At 63.1% G+C, this 25,887-nt stretch carries 21 protein-coding genes; 13 read left to right on the top strand and 8 right to left on the bottom strand.

Annotated elements, in window-relative coordinates; genetic code table 11:
- The first annotated feature begins 4 nt into the window (after nt 1–4).
- From vnfK to Azoinq_RS00300, 5 genes are all read left to right on the top strand, one after another.
- On the top strand, nt 5–1,423 hold the full coding sequence (gene vnfK, locus Azoinq_RS00320; RefSeq protein ID WP_216128016.1) for a V-containing nitrogenase subunit beta: 1,419 nt from the start codon (nt 5–7) through the stop codon (nt 1,421–1,423).
- Nucleotides 1,424–1,574: 151 nt separating this feature from the next.
- Entirely contained in the window at nt 1,575–2,510 is a 936-nt protein-coding gene (locus tag Azoinq_RS00315; protein WP_216128018.1) for a hypothetical protein, read from the top strand.
- Nucleotides 2,511–2,557: 47 nt separating this feature from the next.
- Nucleotides 2,558–3,043 (top strand): hypothetical protein, encoded by a 486-nt coding sequence (locus Azoinq_RS00310; protein WP_216128020.1) that lies wholly within the window; start codon nt 2,558–2,560, stop codon nt 3,041–3,043.
- Between the two features lie 341 nt (nt 3,044–3,384).
- Nucleotides 3,385–4,131 (top strand): hypothetical protein, encoded by a 747-nt coding sequence (locus Azoinq_RS00305; RefSeq protein ID WP_216128022.1) that lies wholly within the window; start codon nt 3,385–3,387, stop codon nt 4,129–4,131.
- A gap of 154 nt (nt 4,132–4,285) precedes the next feature.
- Nucleotides 4,286–4,462 carry a restriction endonuclease subunit S domain-containing protein gene (locus tag Azoinq_RS00300; RefSeq protein WP_216128024.1) on the top strand — a complete coding sequence of 59 codons (177 nt, stop codon included), beginning with the start codon at nt 4,286–4,288 and terminating at the stop codon, nt 4,460–4,462.
- Nucleotides 4,463–4,535: 73 nt separating this feature from the next.
- Here Azoinq_RS00300 and prmB read toward each other — a convergent pair whose 3' ends face one another.
- From prmB to dapC, 5 genes are read right to left on the bottom strand one after another with little or no spacing between them, the layout of a single operon-like run.
- Nucleotides 4,536–5,438: a 50S ribosomal protein L3 N(5)-glutamine methyltransferase gene (gene prmB / locus Azoinq_RS00295; RefSeq protein ID WP_216128025.1), complete on the bottom strand. Its 903-nt coding sequence runs from the start codon at nt 5,436–5,438 to the stop codon at nt 4,536–4,538.
- Between the two features lie 2 nt (nt 5,439–5,440).
- The gene (gene dapE, locus Azoinq_RS00290; RefSeq protein ID WP_216128026.1) at nt 5,441–6,574 is read right to left on the bottom strand and encodes a succinyl-diaminopimelate desuccinylase; all 1,134 of its coding nucleotides are present in this window, start codon (nt 6,572–6,574) and stop codon (nt 5,441–5,443) included.
- A 7-nt stretch (nt 6,575–6,581) separates the two neighbouring features.
- On the bottom strand, nt 6,582–7,763 hold the full coding sequence (locus Azoinq_RS00285) for a PilT/PilU family type 4a pilus ATPase (protein WP_216128027.1): 1,182 nt from the start codon (nt 7,761–7,763) through the stop codon (nt 6,582–6,584).
- 25 nt (nt 7,764–7,788) lie between these two features.
- Complete coding sequence (gene dapD / locus Azoinq_RS00280; protein ID WP_216128028.1) at nt 7,789–8,610, bottom strand: 2,3,4,5-tetrahydropyridine-2,6-dicarboxylate N-succinyltransferase; 822 nt, start codon at nt 8,608–8,610, stop codon at nt 7,789–7,791.
- A 24-nt stretch (nt 8,611–8,634) separates the two neighbouring features.
- Complete coding sequence (gene dapC, locus Azoinq_RS00275) at nt 8,635–9,828, bottom strand: succinyldiaminopimelate transaminase (protein ID WP_216128029.1); 1,194 nt, start codon at nt 9,826–9,828, stop codon at nt 8,635–8,637.
- A 20-nt stretch (nt 9,829–9,848) separates the two neighbouring features.
- On the opposite strand from dapC, the gene Azoinq_RS00270 reads away from it, so the two are divergent.
- Nucleotides 9,849–10,775 carry a DMT family transporter gene (locus Azoinq_RS00270; protein WP_216128030.1) on the top strand — a complete coding sequence of 309 codons (927 nt, stop codon included), beginning with the start codon at nt 9,849–9,851 and terminating at the stop codon, nt 10,773–10,775.
- A 240-nt stretch (nt 10,776–11,015) separates the two neighbouring features.
- On the opposite strand, the gene Azoinq_RS00265 is transcribed toward Azoinq_RS00270, so the two are convergent.
- The gene (locus Azoinq_RS00265; RefSeq protein ID WP_216128031.1) at nt 11,016–11,705 is read right to left on the bottom strand and encodes a YecA/YgfB family protein; all 690 of its coding nucleotides are present in this window, start codon (nt 11,703–11,705) and stop codon (nt 11,016–11,018) included.
- 452 nt (nt 11,706–12,157) lie between these two features.
- On the opposite strand from Azoinq_RS00265, the gene smc reads away from it, so the two are divergent.
- From smc to def, 7 genes are read left to right on the top strand one after another with little or no spacing between them, the layout of a single operon-like run.
- Entirely contained in the window at nt 12,158–15,676 is a 3,519-nt protein-coding gene (smc, locus tag Azoinq_RS00260; protein ID WP_216128034.1) for a chromosome segregation protein SMC, read from the top strand.
- A 30-nt stretch (nt 15,677–15,706) separates the two neighbouring features.
- Nucleotides 15,707–17,140, top strand: coding sequence for a cell division protein ZipA C-terminal FtsZ-binding domain-containing protein (locus Azoinq_RS00255; protein ID WP_216128035.1), 1,434 nt, complete (start codon nt 15,707–15,709; stop codon nt 17,138–17,140).
- 6 nt (nt 17,141–17,146) lie between these two features.
- Complete coding sequence (ligA, locus tag Azoinq_RS00250; RefSeq protein ID WP_216128036.1) at nt 17,147–19,534, top strand: NAD-dependent DNA ligase LigA; 2,388 nt, start codon at nt 17,147–17,149, stop codon at nt 19,532–19,534.
- On the top strand, nt 19,518–20,387 hold the full coding sequence (galU, locus tag Azoinq_RS00245) for a UTP--glucose-1-phosphate uridylyltransferase GalU (RefSeq protein ID WP_216128037.1): 870 nt from the start codon (nt 19,518–19,520) through the stop codon (nt 20,385–20,387). Before ligA ends, galU begins: the two co-directional genes overlap by 17 nt.
- 3 nt (nt 20,388–20,390) lie before the next feature.
- A complete protein-coding gene (locus Azoinq_RS00240; protein ID WP_216128038.1) occupies nt 20,391–20,948 on the top strand; it encodes a hypoxanthine-guanine phosphoribosyltransferase in 558 nt (185 codons plus the stop codon).
- Nucleotides 20,949–20,953: 5 nt separating this feature from the next.
- Nucleotides 20,954–21,727: an S-methyl-5'-thioinosine phosphorylase gene (locus Azoinq_RS00235; RefSeq protein ID WP_216128039.1), complete on the top strand. Its 774-nt coding sequence runs from the start codon at nt 20,954–20,956 to the stop codon at nt 21,725–21,727.
- Nucleotides 21,724–22,272 carry a peptide deformylase gene (def, locus tag Azoinq_RS00230; RefSeq protein ID WP_216128040.1) on the top strand — a complete coding sequence of 183 codons (549 nt, stop codon included), beginning with the start codon at nt 21,724–21,726 and terminating at the stop codon, nt 22,270–22,272. Before Azoinq_RS00235 ends, def begins: the two co-directional genes overlap by 4 nt.
- A 78-nt stretch (nt 22,273–22,350) precedes the next feature.
- On the opposite strand, the gene Azoinq_RS00225 is transcribed toward def, so the two are convergent.
- Both Azoinq_RS00225 and map read right to left on the bottom strand, forming a co-directional pair.
- Nucleotides 22,351–24,939: a [protein-PII] uridylyltransferase gene (locus Azoinq_RS00225; RefSeq protein ID WP_232368516.1), complete on the bottom strand. Its 2,589-nt coding sequence runs from the start codon at nt 24,937–24,939 to the stop codon at nt 22,351–22,353.
- A gap of 2 nt (nt 24,940–24,941) precedes the next feature.
- On the bottom strand, nt 24,942–25,739 hold the full coding sequence (gene map / locus Azoinq_RS00220) for a type I methionyl aminopeptidase (protein WP_216128043.1): 798 nt from the start codon (nt 25,737–25,739) through the stop codon (nt 24,942–24,944).
- Between the last annotated feature and the right edge of the window lie 148 nt (nt 25,740–25,887).

The following is a 25,887-nucleotide window of genomic DNA, read 5'->3' as shown; positions in this document are numbered from 1 at the left end:
GCTTATGTCTTGCGAAGAAGCCGTGACCCAGGAGCGACCGCAGGTCAAGGTCGTCTCCAAAGATCGTACGGGGATTATCAATCCCATGTACGACTGCCAGCCGGCGGGCGCTCAATACGCCGGCATCGGCGTCAAGGACTGCATTCCCCTGGTCCATGGCGGTCAAGGGTGCAGCATGTTCGTGCGCCTGTTGTTTGCCCAGCATTTCAAGGAAAACTTTGATATCGCTTCCACGTCCCTCCACGAGGAATCCGCCGTTTTCGGTGGCACCAAGCGGGTGGAGGAGGGGGTGATGGTGCTGGCCAAGCGCTATCCGGAACTCCGGGTCATTCCCATCATCACCACCTGCTCCACCGAGGTGATCGGGGACGACATCGAAGGCACCATCAATGTGTGCAACCGGGCCCTGAAGGCGGAATTCCCGGATCGGAAAATCCATCTGGTGCCGGTCCATACCCCCAGCTTCAAGGGCAGCCAGGTGAGTGGCTATTCCGAGTGCGTCCTGTCCCTGGTGAAGACCATTGCCAACAAGAAGGGCAAGCCCACGGGCAAGCTCAATCTCTTCCCGGGGTGGGTGAATCCGGGGGATGTGACCCTGCTCAAGCATTACCTGTCTGAAATGGGGGTGGAAGCCACCGTCTTCATGGACACGGAGGATTTCGATTCCCCCATGCTGCCGGACAAGACCATCGAGCCCCACGGCAAGACCACGGTGGAAGATATCGCCGACAGTGCCAACGCGGTGGCCTCCCTGGCCCTGGCCCGCTACGAGGGCGCCTCTGCGGCCAAGTACCTGCAGGACGAGTTTGAAGTGCCGGCGGTAATTTCCTCCACCCCCTACGGCATCAAGAACACGGACGAAATGCTGCAGCACATCGCCAAGCTCACGGGCAAGGAAATTCCCGCGTCCCTGGTGCGGGAACGGGGCATCGCCCTGGACGCCCTGGCGGATCTGGCCCACATGTTCTTCGCCAACAAAAAGGTGGCCCTTTTCGGCCATCCGGACCTGGTCATCGGCCTGGCCCAGTTCTGCATGGAAGTGGAACTGGAACCGGTGCTGCTGCTCCTGGGGGATGACAACACCAAGTACAAGAAGGACCCCCGCATCCTGGCCTTGAAGGAAGGCGCCAACTTCGACATGGACGTGGTGTGCAACTCCGACCTGTGGGAGCTGGAAAAGCGCATCAAGAACGGCCTCAAGGTGGATTTGATCATGGGCCATTCCAAGGGCCGCTATGTGGCCCTGGACGCCAATATCCCTATGGTCCGGGTGGGCTTCCCCACCTTTGACCGGGCCGGACTCTATCGCCATCCCACCATGGGCTACAAGGGGGCCATGGAGCTGGCGGAGAACATTGCCAACACCATCTTCGCCCACATGGAATACACCAAGAATCGGGAATGGCTCCTGAATACGTGGTAGTCCGTCGCCCTGCAAGGCAGAGGGTGGGTCGGGCCTGATCGATGATTGGGCCCGGCCTGCCGGGGCGGGCCCAGCTTGGTCCGCCCCGGCAATCAACGGTTTCTCCATGTAAAACCCAGGTTGGCAACGGAAGGAGCCCCAGGTGAACCGGATGGCCTCGGAAGCGGAAACCCTGCCCCCCGGATGGGAGCGGGATGTGTTGCAGGTGGCGGTGGGGGATTACGCCCAGCGCTTTGGTAACCATTGGCATCTGCCCGAATACCGGCAGATTGAGATTTACAGCAAAAAGAAAAAGCTCCACTTTGCCCAGGAGACGGGGGAAGGGGCCGCCTTACGGGCACCGTCCCTTCTGGGCGCGGGGGTGGCTTTCCTCCTCCTGGACAGCTATTTCGAGTCCCTGGACCCGACTCTGGAAGCCAAGGGCAGCTGGCAGCGCTATTTGGCCCTGCCACGGCGGAACACCACGGACAAGGTGGTGGCGGAACTCTATCGGATTCTGCGCATACTTCGTCTGGTCATGGGCCGTCATCAGGGCCACGAAATTATCAGCGACGGTCTGGTGCGGGCCTGTTGCAGTTTCAATCACTGCGCCCAAAGTCTGACCATCAGCCCGGTGGGCCTGGAATTGCTGGAAAGCGCCGTGCATTACTTCCTCAATGCCCCTTCCCAGCCCTACGGGGCCGCCTATGTGGAAGCCATGATGGTCCAGTACTACGTGGATACGGTGGGGGAAATCAAAGGCTTTTGCGACGAAGACCGGGTGCTCTACCAGTTTCGCCAGACCCTGCCTTTCAATCGCCATTTCCGTTACGACAGCGACAATCCCAAGTTCTGCCTGCAAGATCAGGTGCTGTGTGTGGAAGTGGAACCCAGCTTCCGGGACCCCTGGCGTTTTCCCATCGATTTCTACCTCAGTGTGGCGGACCAGCTCCACATCGTGCCCGTGGAGGTCTTGCCGGAAGGGAAGATCAGCCTCTCCGAACTGGAAAAGTGGCGCACCCGGGAACCGTTTACCCGGGAATTGCCGGCGGAATTTCAACTGCGCTTTGGCCGTCAGCCGGTGGCCGTGGGGTTTCCCATGACCTGATGGGGACTGTTGTTTCCCCTTTTTTTACCCATGCTCGGGAGATTTTTATGGATAGCCATTCGCCGCTTCGCATCGCCATTACCACCAACAATCTGCTCCAGGTGGATACCAGCTTTGCCGGAGCCAAACAGATCGTTTTCTATAGGGTGGGCGCGGATACCGCCGAATTTGAGGATTGCGCCCAATTCAAAGGGGTGAAAAAAGGCCCGGGAGGCGGCCAGGGAAAAAATGGCGGCTGTTGTGGCATGGGGGGCGGGGAAAGCTCCAATCCCCCCCAGATTATGGATAAAGTGCATGCCCTGGCGGGGAGTTCGGTACTCTTTACCCTGGGCCTGAGCGATCCCCAAGCGGTCAGCGTGCAGGAGGAAGGGGTCTTTCCGGTAAAAATGGAAAACACCCGCTCCATTGATGAGGTGATTACCCGACTCCAGGAAATGCTCCAGGGCAATCCTCCCCTCTGGTTGCGCCGGGCCCTGCTGCGGGCCCAGGGGCAGGAAGGGGCGGCCACAAGGGAAGAGCCGGTTGCGGCTTAGGTGGAGAAGGGCAGCACCAAAGGCTTCTGGGGGATGGACTGGAGGGCGGCTAAAGGTGAGCGAGTGGGCTGCTACATTGCCGATGAAGGGTCTATTGCCGCCCCATGACTGCTTGGAGCCCTTGCTTTGTGGCTGCCCTTTTTTATTCCAAGGGGGCCTTCGCTCCTGGAAGTGGGGGGCCAGGGGCCGATAAGCCTTTATCGTGAAACTTGTTTTTTACCGAGGCGAGACGCTTTTTTGAGTAAACGGGGGCGTCAGTCCCCATTGGCTTAATCTGGATCAAAAAAATCCCCGGTCCGGACTTGTTACAATCTGACCTTCTGCCTATTTCGTTGGTCCCTATGTTGAAGCCGGGTGTTGCCGAGGTCTTTGCGCTGGTCCTGCTTTTGCTATGGGCCTATGGGGTGATGCGTTACCTGGCCGCCAAGGGCTGGCGTTTGGGCTATCAGTTGCTGGTGGCGTTGCCTTGCGGCCTGCTGGCGGCTTTCGGATTGTGGGGCGTGATCCAGGACCCCCAGGCCTGGTGGCTGGGGAGCGGCTTTCTGGGCATCAGCGCAGGGGGGGCGGTGCTGGTGGAAAAAAGCGTCCATTGGCTGCGTCTGGCCTGCTTTATCCCCGGTACCCGGAGATCCCGCGCCGGAAAGGAGGCCGGGGATATTTCCGATGCCCTGACCCTGGCGCCCAGCCAGGGCTCTTCCTTTTCCGGTTTTCCCGGGGACCGGCATTTCCCTCAGCCTTCCGACCCGGGGTTTGACAGCAGTTTCCCCGATACTTCCGGGCTTTATGTGGCGGTCATTGAATTCGATTATGTGGATTCCAAGGGCCGTACCAGCCACCGCAAGGTCTATGTGGATGCGGTAGCGGGGGACTATATCCAGGGATTTTGCCGGGCCGCCAAAGCCACCCGGACTTTTACGGTGAGCCGTATTCAGGGCATGGTGCTGGATCAGGGTACGGGGCGCGAGCTTTCTCCCCGGCAGTGGATGGAGGAGGCCAAGAAAAGCCCCCTGAATATGCCGGACCTGGTACGGGAGCGGATTGCCCGGGCAGCGGCGAGGCGCCTGCGTCGGCAGGAAGCGGCGGGCTGAGCCGAATCGGGGCGGCAGGCAAAGGGCGCCAAGTTCAAGGGGTCTCGGGCGGCCGAAGAACGGTTAGGTAGCTATTGCATTTGTCATGGGCTGATCCTAAATTGGAATTGGTCGGTGCATCCGGTGCCGACCTTTGTCACCAAAGGAGCCCGCCATGTCCCTGGATAACACCAATGCCCGGATCAGCCTGGCCCTGCGGGATGCCAAGGCCTTTGCCCAAAGTCTGCCCCCCGGGCCCCAGCAGGAAAGCTTTGTTTCCCTGATGAAAAATCTGACGGATGCCATCGCCCTGTTGTCCCGGGAGGTGGATCGCCTGCGGGAACGGGGCTAGGCTGGGGCGTAAAAAAAGGCTTGGGGAGCAATCTTGTCCCCAAGCCTTTTTTGTTTTTTTTCTGGCCCGGGATTTATTCGGGCAGTTCTTCCCGATGCAGCAGAAAGACGAACTGGTCTCCGGCGCTGGTTTCCAGCCAGGTGAAGGGGGTTTCCGGATAGGCGGCTTCCAGCGCTTCCCGGTTGTGGCCGATTTCCACTACCAGAATACCCCCGGGATTGAGATGGTCCCGGGCTTCCCTGAGCAGAATGCGCACCAGATCCAGACCGTCTTCCCCGCCAGCCAGGGCCAGTTCTGGCTCGGCCCGGTATTCTGGCGGCAGTTCGGCCATGGAGGGGGCGTTCACATAGGGGGGGTTGGAGATAATCAGGTCGTAGCGCTGCCGGGCCACGCCGGCGAACAGGTTGGAGCGGATGGCATGAACCCGGTCTTCCAGGCCGTAGTCGGCGATATTGCGCTGGGCCACGTCCAGGGCGTCCGGGGAAATGTCCACCCCGTCCACTTCCGCCATGGGGAAGGCCAGGGCGGCCAGAATGGCCAGACAGCCGGAGCCGGTGCAGATGTCTGCCACCCGGGTAATGCCCCAGGGATCTTCCACCCAGGGGAGGAGTTGCTCATCCAGCAGTTCAGCGATGAAGGAGCGGGGCACGATGACCCGGGAATCCACGTAGAAGCGGTGTTCCCCCAGCCAGGCTTCATGGGTCAGATAGGCCGCCGGTACCCGGCTTTCCACCCGTTGTTCAATGACGGAGAGCACCGTCTGACGCTCTTCGGCGGTGAGATGGGCATCCAGAAAGGGCTCCAGCCGATCCAGGGGCAGATTCAGGGTGTGGAGCAGCAGATAGGCGGCTTCGTCGTAGGCGTTGTCCGTGCCGTGGCCGAAAAACAGCTGGGCCTGGTTGAAACGGCTGACGCCATAGCGCAGAAAATCCCGCAGGGTTTGGAGTTCGGGCAAATCGGAGGGGGTAAGGGCCATGGTCAGTTCAGCAGTTGTTCCAGAATGCGTTGATAGATGGCGGACAGGCGGGGCAGATCGGCCACCTCCACCCATTCGTCGATTTTGTGGATGGAGGCGTTTACCGGCCCCAGTTCAATTACCTGGGGACAGATGTCGGCGATAAAGCGCCCGTCCGAGGTGCCGCCGGTGGTGGAGAGTTCCGTCTCCCGACCGGTGACTTCCCGAATGGCGGCCTGGGCGGCGCACACCAGGGGGCCTTGGCCGGTGAGGAAGGGCTTGGCGTTGAGGGTCCAGACCAGATCGTAGTCCAGGCCGTGCTTGGCCAGGACCGCGGTGAGACGGCGTTGCAGGCTGTCCGGGGTGCTGGCGGTGGAAAAGCGGAAATTGAAAAGAATTTCCACGCTGCCCGGAATCACATTGGTGGCGCCGGTACCGCCCCGGATATTGGAAATCTGCCAGGAGGTGGGGGGGAAAAATTCATTGCCCTGGTCCCATTCCATGGCAGCCAGTTCCCCGATGGCCGGGGCGGCCTGGTGAATGGGGTTGCGGGCCAGGTGGGGATAGGCGATGTGGCCCTGGATACCCTTCACCGTGAGTTTGCCGGAGAGGGAACCCCGCCGCCCGTTCTTTACCGTGTCTCCCAGGGATTCCACGGCGGTGGGTTCCCCTACGATGCAGTAATCCAGGGTTTCATCCCGGGCTTTCAGTGCTTCCACCACAGCCACCGTGCCGTCCTTGGCGTCCCCTTCCTCGTCGGAGGTGAGGAGCAGGGCCAGGGTACCCGGATGATCGGGATGGGCACGGACAAAGGTCTGGGCGGCGGTGACAAAGGCCGCCAAGGAGCTTTTCATGTCGGCGGCGCCCCGGCCGTAGAGACGGCCATCCCGGTGGCTGGGGGTGAAGGGATCGGATTGCCACTGTTCCCGGGGGCCCGGAGGCACCACGTCCGTGTGGCCAGCTAGGCATAGCACCGGGTGGTCCTGGCCGTGGCGGGCCAGGAGATTGGTGGTGCCGTGGCGGGACAGATCTTCGCAAAGGAAGCCCAAGGGCTCCAGCTGGTTGCGGATCAGGTCCATGCAGCCTTGGTCGTCGGGGGTGACGGAAGGACGGCCGATTAAAGCCTCGGCCAGGGCGACGGTGGAATCGGTTGCCATGAAAAAGTCAGTCGTCGCTCAGGTTGAGCGTAAATTCCTTAAAGGAGGGCCCTTCCCCGGGCTTGTCGTCCGCTTGGGCCGGAGCGGCCCGATGGGTGCTATGGGTGGCGGCGCCCGGCAGGCCCGCGCCGAATTCGGAATTGTTGATGAGCCAGGACAGGTTGGTGGGGGAGTCGGCACCCCCCAGGGCTTCATCCAGGGTAATGGTGTTGGTTTTGTAGAGGCGGAACAAATCCTGCTCAAAGGTCTGGGAGCCGGGGGCCAGGCTTTGTTCCATGGCCTCCTTGATGCCGTTCACCTCGCCCCGTTCGATCAATTCCTGGATATGCCGGGTATTGAGGAGAATTTCGCAGGCGGGGATGCGCTGGCCGTCCGGTTTGCGCACCAGGCGCTGGGAAACGATGGCCTTCAGGCTCACCGACAAATCCAGGTACAGGGCGGAACGGTTTTCCAGGGGGAAGAAATTGATGATCCGGTTTAAGGCGTGATAACTGTTGTTGGCATGCAGGGTGGCCAGACATAGGTGGCCGGTCTGGGCATAGGCCAGGGCGGCGCCCATGGTGGCCTTGTCCCGGATTTCCCCGATCATGATGCAGTCGGGGGCCTGACGCATGGCGTTCTTCAGGGCACTTTCCCAATCCTGGGTATCCATGCCGATTTCCCGCTGATTGACGATGGATTTTTTGTGCTTGAAGAGAAATTCGATGGGGTCTTCCACCGTGAGAATGTGGCCGGTCCGGCTCGCATTACGGTGATCTAGCATGGAGGCGATGGTGGTGGATTTGCCGGAACCGGTGGAGCCCACGATTAGCACCAGCCCCCGTTTTTCCATAATTAGGTCGGCCAGCACGGGGGGCAGGCCCAGACTGCTTAAGGCCGGGATGTTGCCCACGATGTAGCGCACGACGATGGAAACGGAGCCCCGCTGGCGAAACAGGTTGATACGGAAGTTGCCCACCCCGGCCTGGCCCACGGAAAGATTCATTTCCATGGTCTGGGCGAAGGTGGCCCGTTGCTCCTCGTTCATCAGCTCCTCGGCAATTCGCTCGATCATGGAAGCGTCCATGACCTGCTGATTGACCGGGATGGTGTTGCCTTGAATCTTGATGTGGATGGGGGCGCCGGCGGAAATGAAAATGTCCGAGGCCTGTTTTTCAGCCATGAGCTGAAACAGCTTGTCGAGAATCATGATTTCTCCCGCCGGCGGTTAAGGCTTAATCGCCCCGCAGCAAATCGTTAATGCTGGTCTTGGCCCGGGTCTTGGCGTCCACCTTCTTGACGATCACGGCGCAATAGAGGCTGTGGCTACCGTCTTTGGCGGGCAGATTGCCGGACACCACCACGGAGCCGGGAGGCACCCGGCCGTAGGTGATTTCCCCGGTTTCCCGGTCGTAAATTTTGGTGGATTGGCTCAGATAGACTCCCATGGAAATCACCGAGCCTTCCCCCACGATGACCCCTTCCACCACTTCGGAACGGGCGCCGATGAAGCAGTTGTCTTCGATGATGGTGGGATTGGCTTGCAGGGGTTCCAGCACACCGCCGATGCCCACCCCGCCGGAGAGGTGCACGTTCTTGCCGATCTGGCCGCAGGAGCCCACGGTGGCCCAGGTATCCACCATGGTGCCTTCATCCACATAGGCGCCGATATTCACGTAGGAAGGCATGAGCACCACGTTCTTGGCGATGTAGCTGCCGCGCCGGGCGGTGGCGGGGGGCACGACCCGGAAGCCGCCCCGGATAAATTGTTCCTGATCGTAGCTGGAGAACTTGCTCGGCACCTTGTCGAAATAGCGCAGCAGGCCGTTGTCCATAACCCGGTTGTCTTCCAGGCGGAAGGACAGCAGAACAGCCTTTTTCAGCCATTGGTGGGTGACCCATTCCCCGTTGATTTTTTCTGCCACCCGTCGTTGTCCCTTGTCCAGGGCTTCAAGCACTTGGGCCACGGCTTCGCCGATGCGGGCCGGGGCGGTTCCGGGTTGGAGGGAACTGCGGTTTTCCCAGGCGTCTTCAATAATCTGCTGCAAGTCTTCCATTGCGATGTTTTCCGTTGTGGGTTTTTAGAGGTGTTGCACGAACTGGCACAGCCGGTCAGCGGCTTCCTGGCATTCTTCCAGGGACGCCACCAGGGCGATGCGGATGAAATTTTCTCCCGGATTGACCCCCCGGGCCTCCCGGGCCAGATAGCTCCCGGGCAGGACGACCACATTATAGTCGGCGAGCAGGCGCCGGGCGAAATCCGTGTCCGACAGGGGGGTGCGGGCCCAGAGGTAGAAGCTGGCGTCCGGCATGGCCGTGTCCAGAGCCCCGGCAATCTGGGGGGTAAGCCGGGCAAATTTCTCCCGGTAAAGGCGCCGGTTTTCCCGGACGTGGGCCTCGTCTCCCCAGGCGGCTACGGAGGCGGCCTGAACCGCCGGATTCATGGCGCAGCCGTGGTAGGTGCGGTAGAGCAGGAATTGCTTGAGGATGTCCGGATCTCCGGCCACGAAGCCAGAACGCAGGCCCGGCACATTGGAGCGCTTGGAGAGGGAGGAGAACATCACCAGCCGTTCCATGCCCCGGCCCAGGCGCTTGGCCGCTTCCAGCCCCCCCAGGGGCGGCGTGGCTTCGTCGAAATAGATTTCCGAATAGCACTCGTCGGAGGCGATGATGAAGCCGTACTTGTCCGCCAGGGCGAACAGCTGACGCCAGTCTTCCAAATCCAGCACCTTGCCCGTGGGATTGCCGGGGGAGCAGACGTAGAGCAACTGCACCCGGGTCCATTCTTCCGGGGACAGGGCGTCCAGATCCAGGGAGAAATGGTGCTCCGGCAGGGTATTGAGGAAGCGGGGCTCGGCCCCGGCCAGATAGGCGGCCCCTTCGTAAATTTGATAGAAGGGGTTGGGGCTTACCACCAGGGGCGTGGCGCCCTTGCTGGGGTCAATGACCGCCTGGGCAAAGGAAAAAAGGGCTTCCCGGGAACCATTCACCGGCACCACGTGGCGATCCGGGTCCAGCTGTTCCAGGCCGTAACGGCGCTCCAGCCAGGCGGTGATTGCCTGGCGCAGGGCGGGTGTTCCCTGGGTCGTGGGATAATTGGCCAGGCCTCCCAGATGGTCGGTGAGGGCGGTTTTGATGAATTCGGGGGTGGCGTGCTTGGGCTCGCCGATGGATAACTTGATTTCCCGGTAAGCCGGGTTAGGCGTGACGCCCTTGAACAACTGGCGCAGCTTTTCAAAAGGGTAGGGCTGGAGCTGGGAGAGATGGGGGTTCACGGCGGAAGGGTATGAGGTAAATGGCGAATTATAAAGGTCCGGGGCTGGGGGCAAAAGCATTCCCCCCCACCGGCGCCCTGTTGCTGGCGGCGGCCACCTGGGGGGTGATGTGGTATCCCTATCGTTTGCTGGCCCGGGCCGGGCTCCCCGGCCTGCCTGCCACCGTGGGCACCTATGCCGTGGCGCTGGTGCTGGGCCTGCTCGTCTGGGGCCGGGGGCTGGCCCGGCCTGTCTGTCCTTCGGGCCAGGGCGGCTGGCTCATCGCCATGGCTTTGAGCGGTGCCCTGTGCAATACAGGCTATGTGCTCGCCACCCTGTCCGGGCCGGTGATGCGGGTCATGCTGCTGTTTTATCTAGCCCCCTTATGGACCGTGGGCCTGTCCCGCTGGTTGCTGGGGGAGCGGCTGAGCCGGGCCGGTTGGGGAGTAGTGGCCCTCTCCCTGGCGGGGGCGGTGGTTATGTTGTGGCGCCCCGAGCTGGGCTGGCCCTGGCCCGCCCGTTGGGAAGAGTGGATGGGCTTGGGTTGTGGTTTCTGTTTTGCCCTCTCCAACGTATTAAGTCGCAAGGTGGCCCGGGTGCCAGTCCAGAACCGCAGCCTGGCCTTGTTTGCGGCGGTGCTTCTGGTTGGGCTGGGGGCCCTGGCCTTGCCCGCCGGGCTTTTCCCCGGCGGGACCGTTTCCCCTTTGACGCCGGCCTTAGGGTTGGGCGTGTTGGGAGTGGGGGCGGCCATTCTCCTGGCCAATGGGGCGGTGCAATACGGCATGGCCTTGACCCCCGCCAACCGGGCCATTGTGATTATGCTCACGGAGCTGGTGTTTGCCGCCCTGGGGGCTTGGTTTCTGGCGGGAGAGGGTCTGGCGGCCCGGGAGTGGCTGGGAGGTGCCCTGGTGGCTCTGGCCAGCCTGCTTTCCGCCCGGGCAGAACCGGCCCGGGAAGAGGGCGCCTGAGGCGGGAAGGAGGCCCGGGAGGGAATTCCTTGGGACATGGGATAGGCTAGGCGCGAAATAAGCCTGGGAAGGCTGGGGGGCTGCCGGAGGAGATCGGCGTCAGCGTGCCGCCTTCATCCGGCGCCCCGGCCCTTGGCTGGATGTCCCCTGGCCGCCAGCCTTGCGTCGGTCCCTGGATTCAAGGGCACAAAAAAGCCCGGTGACGCGGGGCGCCCCGGGCTTTTTTCGGTGGGGTGAGGCTTAATCTAGCTTGCCGCAGCACTGTTTGTATTTTTTGCCGCTACCGCAGGGGCAGGGGGCGTTGCGGCCCACCTTGGGGGCGTCCCGGCGCACGGTTTCCCCGCCCCGCTTGGCTTGCCAGAAACGGTGAATTTCTGCCACGGCCTCTCCCAGGTCGTCCATGGCCTTCTGTTCCAGCTCCGCCTTTTCTTCGCCGCTGGGCCATTCTTCCCCGTGTTCCAGGGCGGCTTTTTCCGCTTCCCCGGTGAGAATCATGAAGGGGAATAGGCGTTCGTCCAGGTAATCCAGCTCTTCTTCTGCCTGAATGGCCTCGAACCAGTCTTCCGGGGAGCCATCCACGGCGAACAGGTAGGCGCTGCACCAGGCTTCGTAATCTTCGGGGGCGTCTTCTTCTTCCCCGTAGAGCAGGAACAGGGGGGCTTCCCCCGCGTCCAGGGCTGCCTGCTGGGTGGCGGCGAAGCGTTGCAGCAAGGGCACCAGCTGCTGGCCTACGGGGGAGGCGACCGCCTCGTCGCTACCCAGGATTTCCTGGAGCTGTTGTTCTGCCGGAATGGGAGAGGGGCCGGAAAAGGCGCCACACAGGTAGCCCTGGATTTCGTCCAGGCGCATGGCTTCGTCCAGGGAGGGATCATCCAGCAGGGCTTCCAGTTGATCCAGGTCGGCGTCGGTCAGGGGGGAAGTGGTGGGCATGGGGCGTCCTAAGCGAAAGGAGAGGGGGCGCCCGACGCCGCAGGGCGTGGGGCGGAGACCCGGAAAAGTGGGGCCAGTATATCGCCACCCATTTCTTTCCCGGAGACTTTTCTTCCCCCATTTTGATAGGCCAGCCCGGGATTTTGCCCCTTCTATGAGTTCTGCATGGGTGGCGGCAGGCTGGGGAAAACCGGAAATGGCTGATGGGCCAGGGCGGGGCGAGCCCGGGAACGCCGGGCTTTTTCGCCCCCGGCCCGGGGCTTGACCCACGCCGGTTTCCCCTTCGTCAATGGCATGCAAAATGCTATCATGACGCCCTTTAAATGCTTGGTGTGGCGAGCTTTGGCCTCCCGGTCCCGGTCGGGAACCCGGAAAGCGGTCCGCCCCGCCTTTTGCCCCTTTTTCTCCATCCCAACCCGTCCGCTGCCCCCTTTCCCTCTGCCTGATCCCCGATGCGCCTGACCAAGCTCAAGATTGCCGGCTTCAAATCCTTCGTGGATCCCACCAATGTGTCCCTGCCCGGGCAATTGGTGGGGGTGGTGGGGCCCAATGGCTGCGGCAAGTCCAACATCATGGACGCGGTGCGCTGGGTGCTGGGGGAATCCAAAGCCTCGGAACTGCGGGGCGAGTCCATGCAGGACGTGATTTTCAACGGTTCCGCCCAGCGCAAGCCCGTGTCCCGGGCCTCCGTGGAACTGGTGTTCGACAATTCCCTGGGCCGGGCGGCGGGCCAGTGGAGCCAATACACCGAGCTGTCGGTGAAGCGGGTGCTGACCCGCAACGGCCAGTCCGATTACTACATCAATAATCTGCGGGTGCGCCGCAAGGACATTACCGACCTGTTCCTGGGTACCGGCCTGGGCCCCCGAGCCTACGCCATCATCGGCCAGGGCATGATTTCCCGGATTATCGAGGCCAAGCCCGAGGAACTGCGGGTGTTCCTGGAAGAAGCCGCCGGAGTGAGCCGTTACAAGGAACGGCGCAAGGAAACGGAAGGCCGGCTGGCGGATACCCGGGACAATCTGGCTCGGGTGGAGGATATCCGCCAGGAACTGGGCGGGCAGATCGAACGCCTGGGGGCCCAGGCGGCGGTGGCCCGGAAATACCACGAACTCAATGAAGAGCTGACCCACAAGCAGCAACTGCTCTGGCTGTTGCGGCGCAATGACGCCCGGGCCGAGCAAGAACGGGCGGCCCGGGAAATCGAAAAAGGGGTGGTGGATCTGGAAGCCCAGACCGCCGTGCTGCGGGAGACGGAAGCCCGTTTGGAAGAAACCCGGGAAGCCCACTTTGCCGCCAGCGACGCCCTCCATCAGGCCCAGAGCGAGCTTTACACCACCAATGCGGATGTGGCCCGGCTGGAAACGGAACTGCGGCACCAGACCGAATCCCGGGCTGAGCAGGAAGCCCGTCTCATCCAACTGACGGAAGAAGCCCGCCAGTGGCAGGGCCAGGCCGAGCAGCATGGGGAAGATCAGGAACGCTGGCAGGAACTGGCTCTCCTGGCCGATGCCCGGGTGGAACAGACCGGACTGAAGCTGGAAACCCGCCAGGAGCGCCTGCCCCAGGCGGAAGAGACCCAGCAGCAGGCCCAGGAAGCCCTGAACGTCCAGCGGGGCCGCATGGCTCAGGTGGAACAACAGCTCCAGGTGCAGCAGGCCCACCGGGCCCACGCCCAGCGCAGTCTCCAGATCATCGCCCAGCGGCGGGAACGGCTGGATCAGGAGCTGGCCAACCTCCAGGCGCCGGACGACCAGGAACTGGAAGAAAAGCAGGAAGCCCTGACCCTGCAAAAGGAAACCCTGGCCGAAGCCCAGGAACAGCTGGCCGCCGCCCAGCAGGAACTGGTGCGCCAGGAAGGGGCCCGGCGGGAATTGCAGGAACGCTTGCAGCAGGCCCGCAACGAGGCGGGCACCGTGCAAGCCCGGCGGGCGGCCTTGGAACAGTTGCAACAGCGGGTCCAGGGGGGCGGCAAGGTGGGGGAATGGCTGCGCCGCCAGGGCCTGGGGGACGGGGTGCCCCTGTGGAAGCGGCTCCAGGTGGCGCCGGGCTGGGAAGAGGCGGTGGAAGCCGTGCTGCGGGAGCGTCTCAACGCCCTGGCGGCGGACGAAGGCCAGCTGGCGGCCCTGACCCGGGCCCTGGCAGAAGGCCGTCCGCCGGCCAAATGCGCCTTCAGGCTGGGAACGGAAGCCCCGGCTTCCCCGGCGGCCGCGGCGCCGGACAGCCTGCTGGCCAAGGTGGGCTGCACCGATCCGGCCTGGGGCCCGGTGCTGGCCGAATGGCTGGCGGGGGTGGGCTGCTGCGATAGTCTGGAAGGGGCCCTGGCCCGGCGCGGAGAACTGGCGGAAGCCGCCCTCCTGGCCTGCCCGGGAGGCCATCTGGTGAGCCGCCACGGCCTCTTTTTGTTTGCCCCGGATGCCACGGAACACGGCCTTCTGGAACGTCAGCGGGAAATCGATAGCCTGGGGGAAACCTTGGCCCGGCATCAGGCCACCGTGGAGGAAATCCGGGAACGGCTGGGGACCGCGGACGACCAGGTGGGGGCCCAGCAGGCCCTGATCCAGGGCGCCCGGCGCCAGATCCAGGACGCCCAGAACCAGATTCACAACCTGCAAATGGAAACCCTGAAGCTGGGCCAGTTGATGGAGCGCTTCCGGGAGCGGCGGGAGCAGATCGAAAATGCCCGGGCCGACCTGGCCGGGGAAGAGGAAGGGGAGCGGGAGCAGGCCTTCGCCGCCGAAGAGGCGGTGGCCGAGCACCGGGCCACCCTGGACGAAATGCAGGGGGATTTGCTGGACGCCAAGCGCCGCCTGGAAGACACGGACCGGGCCCTGCGGGAAGAGCGGGAAGCCCTGGCCCAGGTGGAGCGGGAACTGCGGGAAGCGGAATTTTCCCAGCGGGAATGCGCCAGCAAACTCCAGGAAATCGCCGCCAGCCGGGACTTGGCCGAGCGCCAGGGGCGCCGGGTGGCGGAGGATATGGCCCGCTGCCGGGCCAGCCTGGAACACCTGCGGGAAGACGCCCTGGCGCCCCAGCTCCAGGAGGCCCTGGATTTGCGGGTGGCCCGGGAAAAGGCCCTGGCCGCCTGCCGGGATGCCCTGGAAACGGCGACCCAGGGTCTGCGGGCCCTGGAAGAACAACGGCTCAAGGTGGAGCAGGGGCTCAATCCCCTGCGGGACAAGATCGGCGAATTGAAGCTCAAGGAACAGGCCGCCGCCCTCAATGTGGAACAGCTCGCCGCCCAACTCCTGGAAGTGGGGGCGGACGAGGCAGCCCTGACCCCCTTCCTGGAAAACGCCCGAACCACCAGCCTCCAGCCCTCCATCGGCCATTTGCAGAAGGCCATTCTGGAACTGGGGGCGGTCAATCTGGCGGCCCTGGAGGAACTGGACAGCGCCACCCAGCGTAAGGAATTCCTGGATGCCCAGGCCGAGGATTTGACTACGGCCATGGAAACCCTGGAAAACGCCATCCGGCGCATTGACCGGGAAACCCGGGAATTACTGCAAGTTACCTTCGAGACGGTGAATCGCCATTTCGGCCAGCTTTTCCCCACCCTTTTCGGCGGCGGGGAAGCCCGGCTGAATATGACCGGGGACGAAATCCTGGACGCCGGAGTCCAGGTCATGGCCCAGCCGCCGGGCAAGAAAAACTCCACCATTCATCTGCTTTCCGGTGGGGAAAAGGCCCTGACTGCGATTGCTTTGGTATTTTCCATGTTCCAGCTCAATCCGGCGCCGTTCTGCCTGCTGGACGAAGTGGATGCGCCCCTGGATGATTCCAATACGGAGCGTTTCTGCGATATGGTTAAAAAGATGTCATCCCAGACCCAGTTCCTTTACATTAGCCACAGTAAAATTGCCATGGAGATCGCCGAACAGCTGGTGGGTGTGACCATGCAGGAATCGGGGGTCTCCCGGGTGGTGGAAGTGGATATTGAAGAGGCGCTGCGCATGCGTGAGCAGGTGTAGCCTAAAAAAAACAGGAAAATCGGAATAACCATGACCGAATTGCAAATGGGGCTAATCGGCCTGGGCACCGTGGCGGTGGTCGGGGTGCTGGCCTATAACAAGTGGCAGGAGCGTAAGCATCGGCATATTGCCGAGCAGATGCTCCACAGCAATCACACGGACGTGCTGCTGAGCGAGGGAGGCGAAGCGGTGGTCCAGCCCGAAGGGGAAGAAGAGGAATACGCCCGGCTCATCGAGCGCCCGGCCCAACCCGCCGCCGCCCAGGAACGGGTGGAACCCGCCCTGGAACCGGTGGCCTCGGTAACGGAAGAACGCCGGGAACCGGTGATGCAGCCCGCCCCCACGGCGCCCGCCATGGCCATGCCCCTGGTGCGGGAAGACGGAGAAGGGGCGCGGGTCGCCCCGGCCCCGGCGGCTCCCGCCGTTCCCGTTGCTCCGGTGGCGCCGGCACCGGCCCCCGTCTTTCATGCCCCGGCCCAGGAGGCCCCCCTGGCACCGCCTCCCCCACCCGCTCCCTTGGTGGATGCGGCTTCCCGGGCCCCTTCCGTGGAAGAGGATTTGACGGATATTCCGGATCTGCCTGCCCCTGAGCCCGAGGCCGTGGTTTCCGGCGCGCCAGCCATGCCCGTGGGCCCGGTGCCTCCGGCCCTCCTGTCCCCCCAATCCGATTACATCGTTTCCTTGGAAACCGTGGATTTCATCCCCGCCTGCCAATTCCTCCAGTCCCAGCGGGACGCCCTGCTGCGGGTGGGCAAGCGCATTACCTGGATCGGTTTCAATGAACGCACCGGGGAATGGGATCACCTGGCGGACGACAGCGAGGTGGAATACCGGCGCATCCAGGTAGGGGTGCAGCTGGCCGACCGGCGCGGCGCCCTGTCCGACGGGGAACTGTCCGTCTTCCACACGGCTCTGCGCCAGGTGGCGGAAGAATTTATGGCCGTGGCTGATTTGCCTCCCCGCAAATCGGCCCTGGATCAGGCTTTTGCCCTGGATCGCTTCTGCGCGGATGTGGATATTCAGGTAGGCATCAATGTGGTGGCCACCAGCCAGGCCTTCCCCGGCACCAAAGTGCGGGCTTTGGCCGAGGCGGCGGGTATGACCCTGGGTATGGACGGGGTTTTCACCCGCCGGGACGACGACGGCCGGGTGCTTTACACCCTCTCCAACCAGGGGGCCACGCCCTTTTCCCTGGAATCCATGAAGACCACCCTGGTTCAGGGCATGACCTTCCTTTTGGACGTGCCCCAGGTGCCCAATGGGGATCGGGTTTTCAACCAGATGGCCGAGCAGGCCCGGCGTTTCGCCGACACCCTCCACGGGGTGGTGGTGGATGACAACCGGCAGCCCCTCACCGAGCCCCAGCTGGAGCCCATCCGTCGCCAGATCGGCCAGTATCAGGGCACCATGGCCAAGCACGGGCTCACCGCCGGGGGCAGCCTGGCCCTGCGCCTTTTCAGCTAGGTTTTTATGGTTGCACCCATTGCGGTGGAGGCGCGGGCCCGCGCCCTGCGGGAGACGCTGACCCGCTATAGCCACGCCTATTACGTTCTGGATAATCCCCTGGTGCCGGACGGGGAGTATGACCGGCTGTTCCAGGAATTGCAGGATTTGGAACAAGGTTTTCCGGACCTGCGTAGCCCGGATTCCCCCACTCTGCGGGTAGGCGGCCAGCCTCTGAGCCAGTTCGCCTCCGTGATCCATGCGGTGCCCATGCTGTCCATCCAGACGGAGACGGAAACGGGCCCGGAAGGGGCCTGGAGTTTCGATGCCCGGGTGCGCAAGGAACTGGAACTGCCGGACGAGGCCCCACCGGTGGAATATGTGGCGGAACTGAAATTTGACGGCTTGGCCGTCAATCTCCGCTATGAGAACGGCCTTTTTGTCCAGGGCGCCACCCGGGGCGACGGTTTTCAGGGGGAAGACATTACCCAGAATCTGCGCACCGTGCGTCAGATTCCCCTGCGCCTGCAAGGCAATCCGCCCCCCCTCCTGGAAATCCGGGGGGAGGTCTATATGCGCAAGGACGACCTGGAGGCGTACAACCGGAAAGCGGAGGCCCGGGGGGATAAGACCCTGGTCAATCCCCGCAATGCGGCGGCGGGCACCCTGCGCCAGCTGGACCCGGCCATTGCAGCCAGCCGTCCCCTGTGCTTTTTTGCCTACGGCCTGGGGGCCGTGGAAGGCTGGGAACTGCCCCAAACCCATGCCGGGCTCCTGGACGCCCTGGCCGCTTTCGGCGTGCCGGTTTGCGAACATCGCCGGGTGGTGCGGGGGCCGGCGGCCCTGGAAGAGTTCCATCTGGATGTGGCCAAGCTCCGGGAAACCCTGCCCTTTGATATCGACGGGGTGGTGTACAAGGTCAATTCCCTGGACTGGCAGCGCCAGCTGGGTTTTCGCTCCCGGGAGCCCCGCTGGGCCGTGGCCCACAAATATCCGCCCCAGGAAATGCTGACCCGGGTGCTGGCCATCGACATCCAGGTGGGCCGCACCGGTGCCCTGACCCCGGTAGCCCGGCTAGAGCCGGTGTTCGTCGGCGGCGCCACGGTGACCAACGCCACCCTGCACAATGAGGACGAAATCCAGCGCAAGGGCGGCATTTGCCTGGGGGATACGGTCATCGTGCGCCGCGCCGGAGACGTGATTCCGGAAGTGGTGGGAATGGTGGCGGAACGCCGTCCGGCGGACGCCCAACCCTTCGTCATGCCCACCACCTGCCCGGTGTGCGGCGCCCATGTGGTGCGGGAGCCGGGGGAAGCGGTGGCCCGCTGTTCCGGTGGATTTTCCTGTCAGGCCCAGCGCATCCAGGCCATTCTCCACTTTGCCGGGCGCCGCATGATGGACATCGAAGGCCTAGGGGAACGGTATGTGGAGCGGCTGGTGGAGCTGGACTTCATCCACGGGGTGGCCGACCTCTATCGCTTGACCCTGGACGATCTCCTGGAAATGAAGCGCCGGGCCGATGCCCGGGACGGGACCACACCGGAAACGGCGAAGCAGGGCCAGACACCCACCCGCTGGGCGGAAAACCTGCTGGCGGGTATTGCTGGCAGTAAACGTCCCCCCCTGGCCCGGCTGCTCTTCGCCCTGGGTATCCGTCATGTGGGGGAGAGCACTGCCAAGACCCTGGCAGATTGGCTCGGCACCCTGGACCGGGTACGCCGGGCCCCCATGGCCCTGCTGTCCGTGCTGCCGGATATCGGCGGGGTGGTGGCGGCTTCCATCGCGGATTTCTTTGACGAGCCCCGTAACGGGGCGGCTCTGGAAGCCCTTCTGGCCGCCGGGGTGGCGCCCCGGGACGAGCATCCGCCTGCCCCCCGGCTGGCGGAAAAGCTGGATTGGGCCGTGCTTTACGCCGCCCTGAATGTGCCCAAGCTCACGGACATCCAGGCTCGCCGTCTGGCCGAACTGGTGCCGGAAGGGGCCGATTTGGCCCGCCTGCCCGCTTTCATCGGCCCCCTGGCCGTGTTGCCCCGGGAGGTGGGGGATGCCCTGTCCCACTGGCTGGAAGAGGAAAACGGGCGAGCCCAGCTGGAGCGGCTGGCCGGTTTCCGCCAGGAATTGCTGGAAGCCCTGCCGGAGCCGGATGGAGATACCTCCGCCTCTCCCGCCGCCGGTAAGACCTTTGTCCTCACCGGCACCCTGCCTACCTTAAAGCGGGACCAGGCCAAGGCCATGATTGAGGCGGCCGGGGGCAAGGTGAGCGGTTCCGTGTCCAAGAAAACCCATTATGTGGTGGCCGGCGAAGAAGCCGGCTCCAAGCTGGATAACGCCAACAAGCTGGGCATCCCCGTCCTGGACGAGGCTGGCTTGTTGGCCCTGTTAAATCTGGAGAGTGTGCATGAAGAGCGTTCGTAAGGCGGTATTCCCCGTGGCCGGGCTTGGTACCCGGTTTCTCCCGGCCACCAAGGCCAGTCCCAAGGAAATGCTGCCCATCGTGGATAAGCCCCTGATCCAGTACGCGGTGGAAGAAGCCGCCGCGGCGGGGATTACGGACATGATTTTTGTCACCGGCCGGAGCAAGCGGGCCATCGAAGACCATTTTGACAAGGCCTATGAGTTGGAGAAGGAACTGGCCGAGCGGCACAAGACGGAAATGCTGGATTTTGTGCACAACATGCTGCCCAAGCACATGAACTGCATCTACATCCGCCAGCCTGAAGCCCTGGGCCTGGGGCATGCGGTGCTCTGCGCCCGGCCCGTGGTTCAGGACGAGCCCTTTGCGGTGATTCTGGCGGACGACCTCCTGGATGGGGAACCGCCGGTGATTAAGCAAATGGTGGATAACTTCGATTACTACCATTGCTCCGTGCTGGGGGTGCAGGACGTGCCCCGGGCCGACACCAAGAGCTACGGCATTGTGGATGCCAAGCCCCTGGCCGAGCGCCTGGAACAGGTGTCCGCCATTGTGGAAAAACCGGCTCCGGAAGACGCCCCTTCCACCCTGGCGGTGGTGGGGCGTTACATTCTGACTCCCCGCATCTTCGAGCACCTGGAACGGGTGGAGAAGGGCGCCGGTGGGGAAATTCAGCTTACCGACGGCATCGCTTCCCTGATGGCGGAAGAACAGGTGCTGGCCTACCGCTACAAGGGCACCCGTTACGATTGTGGCTCCAAGCTGGGCTATTTGCAGGCCACCGTGGATTTTGGCCGCCGTCACCCCCAGGTGGGAGAAGCCTTTTCCGCCTACCTGGCCTCTCTGGAGAAATAAGCCATGGCGACTCGCGACGAAGCCTGGGAAATCCTCAATTCCGCGGAAGAGCTGTTTTCCGCCGAAGCTGTGTCCACCGCCGTGGACCAGGTGGCGGAAAAAATCACCGCCCAGCTGGGGGACGCCCATCCCCTGATTCTCTGCGTCATGACCGGCGGGCTGGTGTTTACCGGCCAGCTCATGACCCGGCTGCGCTTTCCGGCGGACGTGGATTATCTCCACGCCACCCGTTACAGCCAGGACAATGCGGGCGGTTCCCTCTCCTGGCGGGCTTCCCCCTGGATCAGCGTCAAGGACCGTACCGTGCTGGTGGTGGATGACATCCTGGACGAAGGGGTGACCCTGGCGGCGGTGCGGGACAAGCTTTTGGCCCAGGGCGCCAAAGCCTGCCATCTGGCGGTGCTGGCGGATAAGGCCAATGGCAAGAACAAGCCGGTGAAGGCGGACTTTGTCGCCCTTACCGTGCCGGACCGCTTTGTCTTCGGCTGCGGTATGGACGCCTACGGGGCGTGGCGCAATCTGGGGGCCATTTATGCCATCCCGGATCCGGTGGCGGGGTAAAGATTATGTTGGCAATTATCGGTGGTAGCGGCCTGACCCGCCTGTCCAGCCTGGATGTGTCCCATCGGGAAGTGGTGCGGACGCCCTACGGGGAGCCTTCCGGGCCCCTCACTTTCGGCAATATCTGTGGCCAGCCTGCCATTTTCCTGGCCCGCCACGGCTACGGCCACACCATTCCGCCCCATGAAGTGAATTACCGGGCCAATCTTTGGGCCCTCAAGGCCAAGAAGGCCACGGCCATTATTTCCGTGGCCTCCGTGGGCAGTATCCGAGCCGACCTGCACCCGGGGGATCTGGTGCTGCCGGACCAGATTATTGATTACACCTGGGGGCGGCACAGTACCTTTCACGAAGGGCCGGGCTGCACGGTGACCCACGTGGATTTCACCCATCCCTATGAACGGCCCCTGGTGGAGCAGATTCTCCAGGCCGCCCAGGGGGTGGGGGAAGCGGTGAAGGACGGGGCCGTCTACGCGGCGACCCAGGGCCCCCGTCTGGAAACGGCGGCGGAAATCAACCGCCTGGAACGGGACGGGGCCGATGTGGTGGGCATGACCGGGATGCCGGAAGCGGTGCTGGCCCGGGAACTCCATCTGCCCTATGCGGCCATCAATGTGGTGGTCAATTACGGGGCGGGCCGGGGCGATAGCGCGGAAGCCATCCATTTCGAAAGCGTGACCCAGGTATTGCAGGAAGCCATGGTTCGGGTGCGCCGGGTGGTGGAACGTCTGGTCTGCAACTACGCCGCCACCCATTCCCAGGAAGGGGCCGGGCAGTGACCATTCGCCCGGTCCTGCGTATGGGAGATGCCCGGCTGCTGGGGCAAGCCCGACCGGTCACCGAATTTGGTACCCCGGAACTGGCGGCCCTGGTCCGAGATTTGTGGAACACCATGGTGGCCACGGAGGGGGTAGGCCTGGCCGCTCCCCAGATTGGCGTGGATTTGCAGGTGGTGGTTTTTGGTTTCGGCGCCAATGCCCGCTATCCGGAGGCGGCGCCGGTGCCCCAGACCGTTCTCATCAATCCGGTGTTGTCCCCCCTGTCTTCCGATCAGGAGGGGGGCTGGGAAGGCTGCCTTTCTCTGCCGGGTCTGCGGGGCTGGGTGCCCCGTTATACCCGCCTGCGCTATGAGGGGCAGGATGAAAACGGCGCTCCTCTGGACCGGGTGGCGGAGGGCTTTCACGCCCGGGTGGTGCAGCACGAATGCGACCACCTGATCGGCAAGCTCTACCCCATGCGGATGACCGATTTCACCCGCTTTGGCTTTACGGATCTGCTTTTTCCCAAAGTGTCGGAGGATCGGGACGGGCCGCCCCAGGAATAGGCACCCGTTGGTATGGCTAAAGAAAAAGGGGCATCTGCCCCTTTTTTTCCTTGCCTTGCCCGGCTACCAGGACCCGACTCAGATTTGCAGCTGTTCCAACAGTTCGCTCTCCAGCTGAATACGGGGGCCGCTCTGTTCCAGGCTTTGCCCGGAAATGAGGAAATTGTCCTCCACCCGTTCCCCCAGGGTGACGATCTTGGCCGTGTGGAGATGGGCGTGGTGCTTGGCCAGGATAATGGCGATTTGGTAAAGCAGGCCCGGCCGGTCCGCCGCCACAATGGAGAGCAGGTAATTCTGGCCCCGCTCGTCCGGCGCAATGGCCACTTCCGGCGCAATGGGGAAGTGCTTGGCGTGCCGGGACAGCCGTCCTCCGGGAGGCGCTTCCGGCGGGCGCTGGGCGATGAGACGCTCGGAGAGTTCGTGTTCCACGATGGCCGCCATTTCCCGGGTGATTTCCTGTTCCCCCACGTCCAGTAGGACAAAGCTATCCAGGGCGTAGCCGTGCTTGGTGGTGTGAATCTTGGCGTCCACGATGTTGTAGCCCGCCCGGCCGAAAAAGCCGCAGAGCCGGGCGAAGAGATCGGGCTGGTCCGGGGTGTACACCATCACCTGGAGGGCGCAGGTGGGGGAGTTTTCCCCATGGCGCAGGCGGGTTTTGACCACCGGAGCTTCACTGTTGATGCGGTAATGGAGACAGCGGGTGTGCCAAGCGATTTCCTCCGCGGAATGGCGCAGGAAATAGACGGTATCCAACTGCTTCCAGAGCCGTTCGTGCACCGAGTCGGAAAGGGCGAAGTAGCGCAGGAGACGCAGGGCTTCCTGCTGCCGTTCCTGGATGACCCCCTTGGGTTCCGGGGCTTCCCCCTTTTCCAGGAGATTCATGGTCATGCCGTACAGGTCTTCCAGGAGCTTGCCTTTCCAGGCATTCCAGACCTTGGGGCTGGTGCCCCGGATGTCTGCCACGGTGAGCAGGTAAAGGGCGGTGAGATGGCGCGGGTCCTGGACCCGGGCGGCAAAGGCGGCGATTACCTCCGGATTGGAGATGTCCTCCTTTTGCGCTACCTGGGACATGACCAGGTGGGCCCCCACCAGCCAGACCACCAGTTCCGTGTCTTCGGCCGACATGCCGTGGGCTTCGCAGAATTCCTGGGCGTCTTTTTGCCCCAGGGCCGAGTGATCCCCCCCCCGGCCCTTGGCAATGTCGTGGAAGAGGGCGGCGACAAAGAGTACCCAGTGGCGCTCGAAGCTGTTGATGAGCCGGGAGCAGAGGGGGTATTCGTGGGCGAATTCGTCCATGGTGAAGCGGCGCACATTGCGCAGCACCTGGAGAATGTGTTGATCCACCGTGTAGGCGTGGAACAGGTCATGCTGCATCTGGCCCACCACCTGGCCGAAATTGGGCAGGTAGCGGCCCAGAATGCCGTACTGGTTCATGCGCCGGAATTCGTGGACGATGCCCTGGCGCTGCTGGAAGAGGCGGATGAAGCAGACCCGGTTGGCCGGATCGGCCCGGAAGGCGTCGTCAATGAGCAGCCGGGCCCGCCACAGAGCCCGCAGGGTGCGGGCGGTCATGCCCCGCAGTTCCGGGTGCTGTTCCAGCATGAGGAAGGCTTCCAGCAGGGTGCCCGGGCGCTTCTGGAAAATGTCTTCCTCAATCACGTCCAGCAGGCCGTGGTTGTTCTGGAAACGGTCGTTGAGGGCTTCCGGCGCTTGTTCCGGGGGCGGGAAAATGGCGGCCCCCAGGTTCTGCATGAGAATGACGTTGAGTTGGGTGACCAGCTTGGCGGTACGGTAAAACCGCTGCATGAGCATTTCGCTGGCCCGCCGGGTGGCGGTGGCCTTGTAGCCCAGCTGTTCCGCCAGGGGTTCCTGGTAGTCGAAGAGTATCCGGTCTTCCCGGCGCCCCGCCACGATGTGTAGCCGGGTACGAATGGTCTCCAGCTGGCTCTGGGCCTGCTCTAGGGCATAGACCTCTTCCTGGGTGATGAAACCGTGTTTTTCCAGGTCCTGCCAGCTGTGGCCGTAACCGGCGGCCCGGGCAATCCATAGCACCAGTTGCAGGTCCCGCAAGCCCCCCGGGCTTTCCTTGGTATTGGGTTCCAGGGCGAAGGGGGTTTCCTGGTAGCGGACGTAACGCTCTTCCTGCTCCAGTTTCTTGGCCTTGAAAAAGGCCTGGGGATTGAGGCGGGAGCGCAGCCCTTCGCCAAAGTGCCGAAACAGCTCTGGGTCCCCGGTGAGTAGCCGGGTTTCGATGAGGGCGGTTTGGACGGTGATGTCCCCTTCCGCCTCCTTCAGACACTCGTCCACGGTTCGGACGCTGTGGCCGATTTCCAGGCCGATGTCCCAGAAAAGGCTGATGAGGGATTCCAGGCGGTGGGCCAGTTCCTCATCCGGGGCGCCGGGTAGGAGAATGAGCAGATCGATGTCGGAGGCAGGGTAGAGTTCCCCCCGGCCATAGCCCCCCACCGCCACCAGATCCACGCTTTCCGGAAAGCCCTGATCCCGCCAGAGCTGGCGCAACAGGTCATCCACCAGACGGCAGCGGGCCTTAAGCAGGGCCTGGGCGTCTCCGGTTTCCAGATAAGTGGCGCACAGGGCCGCCTGGCCCTCCTTCAACTGCTGTTTGTATTCCAGAATTGGAGCGGGGGCGGGAGAGGGGCTGACCACGTTTAAATCCAATCGGGTTTGGGGCGGCAGTTGGGGGACAGGGTCAGCACATCTACGCCGGTTTCCGTAACCAGGATGGTGTGTTCCCATTGGGCGGAGAGGCTGTGGTCCTTGGTGACGATGGTCCAGCCGTCCGCCAATTCCCGGATGGCGGCCTTGCCCGCGTTGAGCATGGGTTCAATGGTGAAAATCATGCCCGGCTTGAATTCCAGACCCGTACCGGCCTTGCCGTAGTGGAGTACCTGGGGATCTTCGTGGAAGTTCCGGCCGATGCCGTGGCCGCAGAATTCCCGCACCACGGAAAAGCCGTTCTTTTCCGCATATTTCTGGATCACTTCCCCGATATCCCCCAGATGGGCGCCGGGTTTCACCTGGGCGATGCCCAGCCACATGGAATCAAAGGTGACTTCGCAGAGGCGCTTGGCCTGGATGGAGCAGTCCCCCACCTGGTACATGCGGCTGGTGTCCCCGTGGAAGCCGTCCTTGATAACCGTGATATCCAGATTGACGATATCCCCGCTCTTCAATACCCGGTCCCCCGGAATGCCGTGGCAGACCTGATGATTCACCGAGGTGCAGATGGACTTGGGGTAGGGGGTGTAGCCGGGAGGGGCGTAATTCAGGGGAGCGGGGATGCAGCCTTGCACATCCACCATGAGTTCGTGGCAGAGCCGGTCGATTTCCCCGGTGGTGACCCCGGGCTTGATATAGGGATCGATGTAATCCAGCACATCCGCCGCCAGACGGCAGGCGATGCGCATTTTCTCGATTTCTTCGGGAGTTTTTATGCTGACGGACATTGTCTATGTTCTGTGTCTAAAGTGAAAAGGATATATAACCGACCCCGCTTAGGCAATTTCCCAGGCCTTTGGTTGCCTAGTTCCCGGGATGATTGGGGGATCGGGCGAGAAAATAATCAGGCCGCCCCTTAGCAAAGGGCGACGGGAT

The organism is Azospira inquinata (assembly GCF_018905915.1).
Lineage (GTDB): Bacteria > Pseudomonadota > Gammaproteobacteria > Burkholderiales > Rhodocyclaceae > Azospira > Azospira inquinata.
The sequence above is the reverse complement of the archived record's forward strand: the minus strand, read 5'-3'. Positions and strand labels throughout refer to the sequence as shown.